The organism is Pseudarthrobacter sp. Hb11, assembly GCF_059383655.1.
Window position 1 is genome coordinate 34,513 of record NZ_JBWZCM010000014.1, and the last position, 11,467, is coordinate 45,979.

Annotated in this window: 10 protein-coding genes; 5 read left to right on the plus strand and 5 right to left on the minus strand. The window is 64.2% G+C overall.

Features of this window, described 5'->3' with window-relative positions:
• Positions 1–11 precede the first annotated feature (11 nt).
• From AC50X7_RS16235 to groL, 4 genes are all read left to right on the plus strand, one after another.
• On the plus strand, positions 12–653 hold the full coding sequence (locus tag AC50X7_RS16235; protein ID WP_494979960.1) for a LytR C-terminal domain-containing protein: 642 nt from the start codon (positions 12–14) through the stop codon (positions 651–653).
• Between the two features lie 167 nt (positions 654–820).
• A complete protein-coding gene (locus AC50X7_RS16240; RefSeq protein WP_307096488.1) occupies positions 821–1,027 on the plus strand; it encodes a cold-shock protein in 207 nt (68 codons plus the stop codon).
• Positions 1,024–2,304, plus strand: coding sequence for an ABC transporter substrate-binding protein (locus AC50X7_RS16245; RefSeq protein ID WP_494979961.1), 1,281 nt, complete (start codon positions 1,024–1,026; stop codon positions 2,302–2,304). The genes AC50X7_RS16240 and AC50X7_RS16245 overlap by 4 nt, the downstream gene beginning before the upstream one ends.
• Positions 2,305–2,584: 280 nt before the next feature.
• Positions 2,585–4,213, plus strand: coding sequence for a chaperonin GroEL (gene groL / locus AC50X7_RS16250; protein ID WP_307096487.1), 1,629 nt, complete (start codon positions 2,585–2,587; stop codon positions 4,211–4,213).
• Positions 4,214–4,323: 110 nt separating this feature from the next.
• Here the strand turns inward: groL and AC50X7_RS16255 are convergent, their stop codons facing one another.
• Entirely contained in the window at positions 4,324–5,631 is a 1,308-nt protein-coding gene (locus AC50X7_RS16255; RefSeq protein WP_494979962.1) for an ABC transporter substrate-binding protein, read from the minus strand.
• A gap of 302 nt (positions 5,632–5,933) precedes the next feature.
• Between AC50X7_RS16255 and AC50X7_RS16260 the strand changes: the two genes are divergently transcribed.
• A complete protein-coding gene (locus AC50X7_RS16260; protein ID WP_494979963.1) occupies positions 5,934–7,037 on the plus strand; it encodes an RNase H family protein in 1,104 nt (367 codons plus the stop codon).
• An 18-nt stretch (positions 7,038–7,055) separates the two neighbouring features.
• On the opposite strand, the gene AC50X7_RS16265 is transcribed toward AC50X7_RS16260, so the two are convergent.
• The 4 genes from AC50X7_RS16265 to AC50X7_RS16280 all read right to left on the minus strand — a co-directional run bounded on the left by AC50X7_RS16265 (position 7,056) and on the right by AC50X7_RS16280 (position 11,455).
• A complete protein-coding gene (locus AC50X7_RS16265; protein ID WP_104044651.1) occupies positions 7,056–7,343 on the minus strand; it encodes a WXG100 family type VII secretion target in 288 nt (95 codons plus the stop codon).
• A 158-nt stretch (positions 7,344–7,501) separates the two neighbouring features.
• Positions 7,502–8,989 carry a sensor histidine kinase gene (locus AC50X7_RS16270; protein WP_494979964.1) on the minus strand — a complete coding sequence of 496 codons (1,488 nt, stop codon included), beginning with the start codon at positions 8,987–8,989 and terminating at the stop codon, positions 7,502–7,504.
• A 2-nt stretch (positions 8,990–8,991) separates the two neighbouring features.
• Positions 8,992–9,702, minus strand: coding sequence for a response regulator transcription factor (locus AC50X7_RS16275; RefSeq protein WP_104044652.1), 711 nt, complete (start codon positions 9,700–9,702; stop codon positions 8,992–8,994).
• Between the two features lie 97 nt (positions 9,703–9,799).
• On the minus strand, positions 9,800–11,455 hold the full coding sequence (locus AC50X7_RS16280; RefSeq protein WP_494979965.1) for a DNA repair helicase XPB: 1,656 nt from the start codon (positions 11,453–11,455) through the stop codon (positions 9,800–9,802).
• Between the last annotated feature and the right edge of the window lie 12 nt (positions 11,456–11,467).

Below are 11,467 nucleotides of genomic sequence, written 5' to 3' on the forward strand. Positions count from 1 at the left end.
AGGATATCTCCATGCCCAAATACGCCCGCGATGAATTCGACAAGGTCCCGGAAACTGCTTCGCGACAAGGAGTCCACCGCACGGCTTCCGCCCCGTCACGGGTGCGGCTCTGGCCCATTCTCGCAGTGGGCATTGCCGCCCTGGCGATTGGACTGGTGTCCTTCCTGATCCTTCCCAAGCTTAGCGTCAGCACCCCGGACCAGGCATCAGTAAGCCAGGCGGCTTCCCCGCTGGCCGGCACCGGTTCCACTCCTTCGGCCACCCCCAAGGCCTCTCCGGAACCTTCTGCGGTGGCAACGCCATCCCCGTTCACCGAGCCCGAAGCCAGCGCGGTCGCCGAACCGGAACCGGACGAGCCAACCTCCGCTCCCGCGGTCATCGACAAGACACAAAGCGTTGCCATTTACAACGCCGCAGGGACGGCAGGACTTGCCGGCCGGGTGGGTGGAACGGTCCAGGCCGACGGCTGGACGCTCGGCCAGGTGGGCAACTGGGCCGGTTCCCCGCAGCAGGCGTCCGTCGTCTTCTACCAGGGGGCCGACCAACTGCCCGGCGCCCAGGCCTTGGCGGCGCTTCTCGGCATTCCCGCGGTGGTGGAAAGCACAGAATTCCAGGTGCCGCTGGTTGTGGTGCTGGGGCCCGGCTACCAGTAAGCCTCCAGGAGCCGCGTGAGGCTTAGCGGTTACGCCTGGATAACTTTTGCGGGCGGTCACGCGGCAGCCGGCTACCCCTGGCCGGGCATTGGCTAGAGTGATTTTAGGTGCGGTTGGAGCCTGTCGGCGCACAGCGGTGTGCGGACATAACGGAAAGAGTGGTCAGCATGGCACAGGGAACCGTCAAATGGTTCAACGCTGAAAAAGGCTACGGCTTTATTACCGTTGACGGCTCCGGCGATGACATCTTTGTCCATTGGTCCGCCATTCAGGGTGATGGTTACCGGGCCCTGGACGAGGGCCAGCGGGTGGAGCTCGAAGTGGGCGAAGGCGAGAAGGGCCCGCAAGCTGAAAGCGTCCGGCCGGCAGAGTGACTGATCTGAACCTCCGCCCTGCAAACCTCCGCCGGGCGCTTTCCACGGCTGCCCTGTGTTCTGCCCTGGTATTGACAGCCTGTTCCGGGGCCACCGGCAATGCCCGGGTGGAAGCCGCAGAGGCTTCCGGTGACGGCACCCTGCGCGTGGGACTGATCCTGGACAACGCCGGCCAAAACGGCTTCCTCAATGCCCCGCAACTTGCCGCCGCCAGGCTCGCAGTGCAGGAAATCAATGCTGCAGGCGGCCACAAGGGCAAGCCGGTGGAACTCCTTCCAGCCGGTACGGGACAGGGTGCGGCGGAACAGGCCGAGGCGCTCGTCGCCGCGAAGGCGGACGTTGTCATCGGCCCCACCGATTCAAGCCGTGCCGCAGCGGCAATTGACGTCCTCTCCCGTGCCCGCACTCCGCTCATCTCGCCAGCCAACACTGCCGCCGGGCTCAGCAGCATCACCAGCGGCGGCTATTACTTCAGGACCGCAGCGTCCGACGTCGCGCAGGGTCCCGTCCTGGTGAAGTTGGCCAAGGACGCCGGTGCCACGTCGGTCGCAGTGCTGTACCAGGAGGGTTCCTACGGCAAGGCCCTTTCGGACGCCGTTGCCGCCTCTGCCGAACAGGCGGGAATGGAAGTGCTGGCAACTGCCGGCTTCAAGCCGGGCGACGCGGGCAGCGCAGCCGATGCTGCCGGGAAGGCTGAGGCAGGCGCCGTTATTGTCATAGCCCGTGACGGTGCGCAGGGCGCCCTGGCGGAACTGGCCAACTTGGGTGTTGACGGGAAGCAGATCATCCTCAGTGACGGCGCCTTCGGCCGCTACGGGTCAGGTCTGGCAGGGCGGTACCTGGAGGGCGCCCGCGCCGTGGTTCCCGGGCAGCTTCCCAAAGCCGGCTTCCAGGCAAGGCTCCTGGCGGTGGACCCGGCCCTGAAGGACGTGTCTTTCGCAGCCGAAGCCTATGACGCAGTGACCGTTGCTGCCTTGGCTGCTGCGAGGGCCCAGAATGACGCCGGCCGATCTATTGCCGCCAATCTGATAGCTGTTTCGGGAGGATCAGCAGAGGGGCCGGCAGGGGAAGGGCAGGGCGGGCCGTGCCCTTCCTATAAGGACTGCCTGGAACGCCTGAAGTCCGGGCCGGATGCCAATTACGACGGCGAGTCAGGGCCGATCGCCTTTGACGCCAACGGCGACATCACCACGGCCGCGTTCAGCATCTTCACTTACGGGGCCGACAACGACCCCGCCCTGAGCGGCCTCGAGACGGCGGGACGGGCTTCCGGCTGAACCTCGCCGCGGCTGCCCGCGGCACTGTTTTTCGCGTCCTTTCGCTTGCACTCTCACGTGGGGAGTGCTAATTATTGAGTTAGCACTCTGACGCACCGACTGCTAAGCAAAGCTGGTTCCGGCCGGCGGCGCCTTGCACCGGTCGAGGAGCGAGAAACACCTCACTGGAGTGAGATCCGCAGCCGAAGGCATACAGAGGCCAACGGTGAAGGATCGTCCGTCGCGGGCACTGCAGCGAAGGTTCATTCTTAACGACTGTCCCGAAAGGACTACTGCCGTTATGGCCAAGATCATTGCATTTGATGAAGAGGCACGCCGCGGCCTTGAGCGGGGCCTGAACACCCTCGCCGACGCCGTTAAGGTCACCCTCGGCCCGCGTGGACGCAACGTCGTCCTCGAAAAGAAGTGGGGCGCCCCCACGATCACCAACGATGGTGTTTCCATCGCCAAGGAGATCGAGCTGGACGATCCCTACGAGAAGATCGGCGCCGAGCTGGTCAAGGAAGTTGCCAAAAAGACCGATGACGTCGCAGGCGACGGCACCACCACGGCTACCGTGCTGGCACAGGCTCTGGTCAAGGAAGGCCTGCGCAACGTTGCTGCCGGCGCCGACCCGCTGTCCCTCAAGCGCGGCATCGAAAAGGCTGTTGAGGCCGTTACGGCCGAGCTGCTGAACTCCGCCAAGGAAATCGAAACCAAGGAAGAGATCGCCGCCACGGCCTCGATCTCGGCCGGTGACGACGAAATCGGTGCCCTCATCGCCGAAGCCCTCGACAAGGTGGGCAAGGAAGGCGTCATCACGGTCGAGGAGTCCAACACCTTCGGCCTGGAACTTGAGCTCACCGAAGGCATGCGCTTCGACAAGGGCTACATTTCCGCCTACTTCGTCACCGACACGGAGCGCCAGGAAACGGTCCTCGAGGATCCGTACATCCTGATCGTCAACTCCAAGATCTCCAACGTCAAGGAACTGGTTGCTGTCCTCGAAAAGGTCATGCAGTCCAACAAGCCGCTGCTGATCATCGCCGAGGACATCGAGGGCGAGGCCCTGGCCACCCTGATCGTCAACAAGATCCGCGGCACTTTCAAGTCCGTTGCCGTCAAGGCTCCGGGCTTCGGCGACCGCCGCAAGGCGCAGCTTGCCGACATCGCCGTCCTCACCGGCGGCCAGGTCATCGCCGAGGAAGTTGGCCTCAAGCTGGAAACAGCAGGCCTGGAACTCCTGGGCAAGGCACGCAAGGTTGTTGTCACCAAGGACGAGACCACCATCGTCGAAGGTGCCGGCGACGCCGACCAGATCGCCGGCCGCGTGTCCCAGATCCGCGCCGAGATCGAGAACTCCGATTCAGACTACGACCGCGAGAAGCTGCAGGAACGCCTGGCCAAGCTGGCCGGCGGCGTTGCAGTCATCAAGGCCGGCGCCGCCACCGAGGTTGAGCTCAAGGAGCGCAAGCACCGCATCGAAGACGCAGTGCGCAACGCCAAGGCTGCTGTTGAAGAAGGCATCGTCGCCGGTGGCGGCGTGGCCCTCATCCAGGCCGGCGCCAAGGCATTCGCCAACCTTCAGCTCTCCGGCGACGAAGCAACCGGTGCCAACATCGTCCGCGTTGCCATCGACGCTCCGCTGAAGCAGATCGCCTTCAACGCCGGCATGGAGCCGGGCGTTGTGGTGGACAAGGTCCGCGGCCTGCCCGCCGGCCACGGCCTGAACGCCGCAACAGGCGAATACGTCGACTTGCTGGCCGCCGGTGTGAACGACCCCGTCAAGGTAACCCGCTCTGCCCTGCAGAACGCGGCCTCCATTGCCGGTCTCTTCCTCACCACCGAGGCTGTTGTGGCCGACAAGCCGGAGAAGAACGCTGCTCCGGTTGGCGGCGGCGACGACATGGGCGGCATGGGCGGCTTCTAGGCTGCCACTGCCGGGCCTGTCCCGCAAATACACATAAATGCGGCCCCCTCGCGAGAGGGGGCCGCATTTTTTGTGCCGCATACTTGCCTGGTCCGGCAGTCGCGGGGCTGTTACCTGGCGCCGGCCACCATTCCTTCAACTTCCTTTTTGAATGTTTCGGCGGCTGCCTGCGGCGTGAGACGGTCGTAGAGGACCTCATCGGTGTAGCGCTTGATCACGTTCTGCACGCTGCCGGCGCCTACCGGGGGAACGGGCGGTGCTTCCTTCACGTCCGGGGCAATGTCCTTCAGGAAGCTGACCACAGTGGTATCCGCGGGCTTCAGCGAGGGCGTGATGCTCTCAACAATCTCCGCATTGGTGGGCACGCCGCGGTCCGTCATCAGGATGGCTCCGGCTTCAGGGCTGTTGGCCAGGTAGTTGATGAAGGTGGCGGCGGCTTCAGGGTGCTTGGACCGTGACGAAGCGGACCAGAACATGGTGGGCTTGTAGTACATGCCGTTCTTGGCCGCGGAACCCTCGCCGCTGGGAGCACGGAGCATCTTAATACTGCTGCCGGTAGTGGCCTCGAGGGAACCGAGCTGGTTCGTCCACCACCACGCCATGCCCACCCTGTTGGTGCCAAAGAGGCTCTCTTCGAGACCTGCCCCGGCGTCCTCGGTGGCCACGGTTGCCGGGGGACTTGCCTTCGAATCGCGCTGCTCCTTCAGGCGTTCCCAGAAGGAGGCGGCGGTTGCGGTATCGAAGTCCAGCTTGCCGTCCTTGGAGTAGAGGTTCTCACCGTGCTGGCGTAGCCAGATGATCAGGTCCGCCTCGTTGCTGCCGTAGGCGGCGCCGTAGTTTTTTCCGTCTCCTGCGGCGCTGATTTTAGCCGCCGTCTCCATAAACTCGTCCCAGGTCCATTTGGTGTCATCCGGGAGGGGCACCTTGGCCGCCTCAAAAACCTTCGTGTTGGCCATGATGACGTAGGCGTTCTGGCCGGTGCTCAGCCCGTACTGGGCGCCGTCATACTGGCCTGAAGCCAGCCCTTCCTTGTCCAGTTTCGACGTGTCGATACCCTCCTGCTTGGACAGGTCCAGCAGGGCGCCGCGTCCGCCGTATTCGGCGATGTACTTCTGATCCATCTGGATGATGTCAGGGGCGTCATTGGCCGCTGTCTTAGTGGCCAGCTTGTCCCAGTAGCTGGCCCACTCACCGGGTTCCGATTCGATCTTGATGTTTGGATGCTCTGCTTCGAAGGCGTCGATGACCTTTTCAGTCTGGGCATTGAGGTACTCGTTGCCCCACCAAGCAAAGCGCAGGGTCACTTCCTCGTTGCTGTTGGAACTGCTGGACGTGCCACATCCGGTTGCGAGGAGGGAGAGGGCAATGGCTGCAGCGCCAAACTGGAATCGCCTCCGGCTAACGGTTGGAATCGACATTGATGTGCCTTCCTTTTTCTGATGAGTCCGCCTCCTTGGTGCTTCCGGCTGGCATGGTAGCCGACGGATAGGAGTCAGAAAGCGTTTTCTCGTTATGACCTCCGATTGTGCCGGGGCTCCGACGCCTACGTCAAGAGGTTTAGGTAAACGCTTTCCTGTTTCCTCTCGTAACGCTTCTGAGTTCATTGGATCAGGAGGGCATGGGGGTGTTGGTGCCGTGCACGGTGTTGCGGTCCTGCCCGGGTGCTGTGTCTCTGCACCCGCAATCCTGCATTGTCGTTGGCTTCTGGCAGGATGGACCGGTGACGATTACTGCAGCGGCCGATGGTTCGGCTTTGGGAAACCCGGGCCCGGCCGGCTGGGCCTGGTACGTGAATGACGATTGCTGGCGCGCCGGCGGATGGCCCCACGGCACCAACAACCAGGGTGAACTGATGGCTGTCCTGGATCTGCTGCGGGCCACCGCGCACCTTCGCCACGAGGACCTCCACATCCTCTGCGACAGCCAGTATGTCATCAACTCCATCACCAAGTGGATGCCAGGATGGAAGCGCAAAGGCTGGCGGAAGGCGGACGGCAAGCCGGTGCTGAACGTCGATCTGCTCAAGGAGTTGGACCGGGAACTCGCCGGGCGGAAGTACAGGTTCGAGTGGGTCAAGGGCCACGCCGGGCATGACCTGAACGAAGCCGCCGATGAGCGGGCCCGGGCCGCCGCAACCGCCTATCAGCAGGGGGTAGCGGCCCGGTCAGGACCTGGGTTTCCCGGCGCCCACCATCCGTCGGCGCCCGGAACCCCGGCTTTGGGGGGCCCGGCAGCCGGTGAAGCCTTTGCCGGTGGTGCAACTCCAGCAGCCGCAACCGACGAACTCGATCTTTTTAGCCAGCAGGATGCCACGCGGCAGGAAATGACGCAGCAGAAGGTTGGCCGGCAGAACGGTGGTCAGAAGGAGTCCTCTCAGAAGGAACTCACCCCAGATGACTTCCCTCAAGAGGAGTTCGCCCAGCTGGATTTCACCCAGGTGGACGGCGCCTTTGACCTGGCCGGCGCAGGCCGGGCGGGGACAGCCTCGCCCGAAGCACTGGTCGAGAAGTTGGAGCGGGAACTGCTGGGTCCCCTGGTGCGCGGCGACATCGGCAGGACGGCCGTCCTGCTGCACCCGGACTTCCTGGAGATCGGCAGCTCGGGCAGGGTCTGGACGCGGGACGCCATGATGATGGCACTCGAAGAAGACCCGGGTGAGCGGACCGACATCGAGATCCTGGGTGCGGACCGCATCGGCACCAGCGCAGTCCTGCTGACCTACAGAAGTTACGCGCGCTCCGGCACGACCCTCAGGAGCTCCCTCTGGGTACTGGACGGTGGACGGTGGCGGCTCCGCTTCCACCAGGGAACGCCCGAAGCCTAGGCCTTCACGAACAGCGGGTCAGCTGAACCTTTGGGTGTTTCCCTGCTCAGCCTGCGCGTAGGTGGCCGCCGCCGACGAGAGCGCCATGTTGATCGAGGCCAAGGAAGCCTCCACCCTGCCTTGGGTGATGGTCCACTCCGTGATGAGTGCTTGGAAGTTCGTGGCAGCAGAGCCCCGCCAGGTGCCCTGGAGCTCGTCAAGCCCCCGCTTCATGGCCTGGACGTCGGCGCTGATGCGGTCCACTGTTGCCTGCACATTGGCGGATTTGAGCTGGAGCAGTTCGGTGTCGACGGAAATGATGCTCATGGCAGTGCCTTTCGCTGGAACGGGCAGCGTCTGCTCCCGCGCCCGGACTGTCCGGGCCACAATGACGAGCCTACGAAAGCGGGTGCGGCGCTGCCCTGCCGGGGAGGCTGTATGTGGATAACCCCGCCCCTCGCTGCCCACTGCGTCGTTGCGCCACGCTATGGGTATGAACCCAGGTCCTCCGCTCCGGCACGGTCCGAAAATTCGTTATCCGGTGCGTCATCGCGGTTCGGAAGGGTGACCACAAGTGTGGCGCCCCCGCCGTCGGTGTTCGCCACCCGGACGAAACCGCCGTGGGAGCCGACGATGGCGGCCACAATAGCCAGTCCCAGCCCACTGCCGCCCGTCTCCCGCGTACGGGAGGTATCGGCGCGATAGAAGCGCTCGAAAACCTTGGATGCGTCCTCCTCAGAAATACCGGGGCCGTGGTCGCGGACTTCGATGACTGAGCGGAGCTCCCCGCCCTCCATGACGCGGACGCCGACAGCCAACTCAATCGGGCTGTCCTCCGGGGTGTAGCGCAGAGCGTTGCCTACCAGGTTGCCTACCACCTGGCGGAGTTTCGCTTCATCACCCAGCACGGGCGCGGGAGCTGCCGGGCCGCCGTCGAGCCCCACGAGCGATATCACCCGGGACCGGGCGCTGGCCTGCGTGTCCACCACCGCGTCATGGGCGATCAGCTGCAGGTCCACGGGCTTTTGCTGCAACGGGCGCTGTTCATCCAGGCGGGCCAGCAGCAGCAGGTCCTCCACCATGGAGCCCATGCGCTTGGCTTCGCTTTCGATCCTGCCCATGGCCATGGCCACGTCCTCGTTGGTGGCCAGCGCCCCGTGCCGGTACAGCTCCGAGAAGCCCCGGATTGTCACCAGCGGGGTACGCAGTTCATGGGAGGCGTCGGCCGCGAACCGGCGCATCCTCGCCTCTGACGCCATGCGGGCGGAGAAGGCTGTTTCGATGTGGGCCAGCATGGCATTCAGCGAGCTGCTGAGCCGGCCGAGCTCGGTGCTGGGATTTTCCACGTCCACGCGGCGGGACAAATCTCCGGCGGCAATGGCCGCTGCGGTCTTTTCCACCCGTGCAAGCGGGCGGAAGGCACGCGATACTGTCCAGCTGGCGATCAGGGACGCCAGCAGCAGGGTCAGCAGGCCCACTCCTGTGACAACAAGGGTGGCGTGCTTCAGGACGTCGTCAACGCTCTCCAGCGGCAACCCGATGACCACTACCGCCGTGGTCTGGTTGTTCTGCACCGTCACCGCCAAAACCCGCCAGTTTTGGCCGTCCGTTCCCCGCACCTGGAAAGGATCGTTGCCTCGGGCCTGGGCCTCTTCCACGCTCATGGTGCTGATGTCCGGCCCGTTGTCGGGTTCAGCGCCGAACGGATAAGGCTCTTCCCCCGGCACAAACAGAATCAGCGAATAGTCGGTGGGTACCTCGGGGTTGCTCCGTGCCTGCAGTTGCGAGAAGGACCGTTGCCTGCTCGCCAGGTCGACGGCTGCGTTGAGTTTGCCGTCCACCTGGGTCTGCAGGTAGTTGTGAAGCAGGGCCAGGGTGCCTGCCCCCGTCACAGTGAGGGCGACGATGAGCAGCGCCATAATCATGGCCACCAGTTGCGTCCTGAGCGAGGCCGACTTCCACCGCGGCAGCAAGGTCAGCGCTTTTCTGCCGTCCGGAGCACGTACCCCACGCCGCGCTTAGTCTGGATCAGGGCCGGAGCTTCGGGGTCGATGTCCACTTTCCGGCGCAGGTAGGAAATGTACGACTCCACGATGGAGGCATCTCCGTTGAAGTTGTACTCCCACACGTGGTCCAGGATCTGCGACTTGGACAGCACCCGGTTTGGGTTGAGCATGAGGTAGCGGAGCAGCTTGAACTCCGTGGGGGACAGTTCGATGACGGTGCCGCCTCGCCGCACTTCGTGGGCGTCGTCGTCGAGCTCCAGGTCATCAACGCGGATCACTGCGTCGTCATCGAGCATGGGCTGCGTCCGGCGCAGGACGGCCCGGATCCGGGCGACTACCTCATCGAGGCTGAAAGGCTTGGTGACGTAATCGTCCCCGCCGACGGTGAGGCCGGTGACCTTGTCCTCGGTATCGTCCTTGGCGGTCAGGAACAGAACGGGGAAGTGCTTGCCGGAAGCTCTGAGCCGGCGGGTAACGGTGAACCCGTCCATGTCCGGGAGCATAACGTCCAGGACGGCGAGGTCCGGGGCATGCAGATCGGCGGCGGCAAGGGCGTCGCGTCCATTTGCCGCGGAGACGACGTCGAATCCGGCGAACCGCAGGGACGTGGAGAGCAACTCCCGGATGTTGGGTTCGTCATCCACTACCAGGAGCTTCGCTTCAGGGCCGTTCTTGTTCATATTCCCATCATGCTCCCAGACACTGGGAGTTGTCTGGATACTTGTTGTGAGCAAGGTGAAGAGCCGCCGCCCCGTATCAAGCTGGAAGACGGGGCGGCTATCCGGCCGTTTCCACGTCCTTGGCGTCCATAATGCGGATAATGCGGTAGGCGTAACCCTGCTCGGCAAGGAACCGCTGGCGCTTGGCGGCGAACTCCTGGTCCAGGGTGTCCCGTGCCACGAGTGAGTAGAACCGGGCTGCCCGGCCGTCCTTCTTGGGCCGCAGCAACCGGCCGAGCCGCTGCGCCTCCTCCTGCCTCGACCCGAAGGAGCCCGATACCTGGATCGCAACTGAGGCCTCTGGAAGGTCGATGGAAAAGTTGGCCACCTTAGAGACCACGAGCGTCTGGATCTCGCCCGCCCGGAAAGCATCAAAAAGCTTCTGGCGCACCTTTACGGAGGTGTCACCCTTGATGACGGGCGCCTTCAGGCGCCCGCCGAGGTCGTCCAGCTGGTCGATGTACTGACCGATGACCAGCAGTTGCTCCCCGGCGTGCCGGGCAACGAGCTGTTCCACCACCAGCGTTTTGGATTCGGACGTGGCGCACAGCCGGTACTTGTCAGCGTCCTCGGCCATGGCATAAGCCACACGCTCGTCCCGTGGCAGGTCCACGCGCACCTCAACGCAGTCCGCGGGGGCGATGTAACCCTGGGACTCAATGTCCTTCCAGGGCGCGTCGTAGCGCTTGGGTCCAATCAGGCTGAACACCTCGCCCTCGCGGCCGTCTTCCCGCACCAAGGTCGCTGTCAGCCCCAAACGGCGCCTCGCCTGCAGATCCGCCGTCATCCGGAAGATCGGGGCCGGCAGCAGATGGACCTCGTCGTAAATGATCAGACCCCAGTCATGTCCGTCCACCAGTTCAAGGTGCGGATACAGGCCGCCGCGTTTCATGGTGAGGACCTGGTAGGTGGCTATGGTCACCGGCCGGACTTCCTTCACGGCCCCCGAGTACTCGCCGATCTCGTCCTCGGTGAGGGATGTTCGCTTGAGCAGTTCGTCTTTCCATTGCCGGGCAGCCACGGTGTTGGTGACCAGGATCAGGGTAGTTGTGGAGCCGGTGGCCATGGCCGCCGCTCCCACCACCGTTTTGCCCGCGCCGCAGGGCAGTACCACAACGCCGCTGCCTCCGGCCCAGAAGTTGTCGCTGGCCATCTGCTGGTATGGCCGCAGTTTCCAGCCATCCTCATTCAGCGCAATCAGGTGCGGGGTGCCGTCCACGTAGCCGGCCAGGTCTTCCGCCGGCCACCCGATCTTGAGCAGGAGCTGCTTGAGCTGCCCGCGCTGGGACGCGTGCACCACCACGGTCTCACCGTCGATGCGTGGTCCCAGCAGCGGTTGAATTTTCTTGGCCCGGATGACTTCCTCAAGCACGGGGTAATCGTCAGTCCGCATGACCAGGCCGTGCTGCGGGTCTTTTTCCAGGCGCAGCCGGCCGTACCTGGACATGGTTTCCTCGACGTCGATCAGCAGTGAGTGCGGCACCGGGAACCGGGAGTATTTCAGGAGGGTGTCCAGGACCTTCTCGGCGTCCAGTCCGGCTGCGCGGGCGTTCCACAGCCCCAAGGGAGTCAACCGGTAACTGTGGACGTGCTCGGGGGCACGCTCCAGTTCAGCGAACGGCGCGATGGCATGCCGGGCTTCTGTGGCGAGCTCGTGGTCCACCTCGAGGAGGATGGTCTTATCGCTCTGGACTATCAGGGGTCCGTCGTTCACTCGGGGGAGTCC

What these genes read in the sequence shown, in the direction of transcription:
- AC50X7_RS16235 (WP_494979960.1), top strand. Translation starts at nt 12, where the DNA reads ATGCCCAAATACGCCCGCGATGAATTCGACAAGGTCCCGGAAACTGCT.
- AC50X7_RS16240 (WP_307096488.1), top strand. Translation starts at nt 821, where the DNA reads ATGGCACAGGGAACCGTCAAATGGTTCAACGCTGAAAAAGGCTACGGC.
- groL (WP_307096487.1), top strand. Translation starts at nt 2,585, where the DNA reads ATGGCCAAGATCATTGCATTTGATGAAGAGGCACGCCGCGGCCTTGAG.
- AC50X7_RS16255 (WP_494979962.1), bottom strand. Translation starts at nt 5,631, where the DNA reads ATGTCGATTCCAACCGTTAGCCGGAGGCGATTCCAGTTTGGCGCTGCA.
- AC50X7_RS16265 (WP_104044651.1), bottom strand. Translation starts at nt 7,343, where the DNA reads ATGAGCATCATTTCCGTCGACACCGAACTGCTCCAGCTCAAATCCGCC.
- AC50X7_RS16275 (WP_104044652.1), bottom strand. Translation starts at nt 9,702, where the DNA reads ATGAACAAGAACGGCCCTGAAGCGAAGCTCCTGGTAGTGGATGACGAA.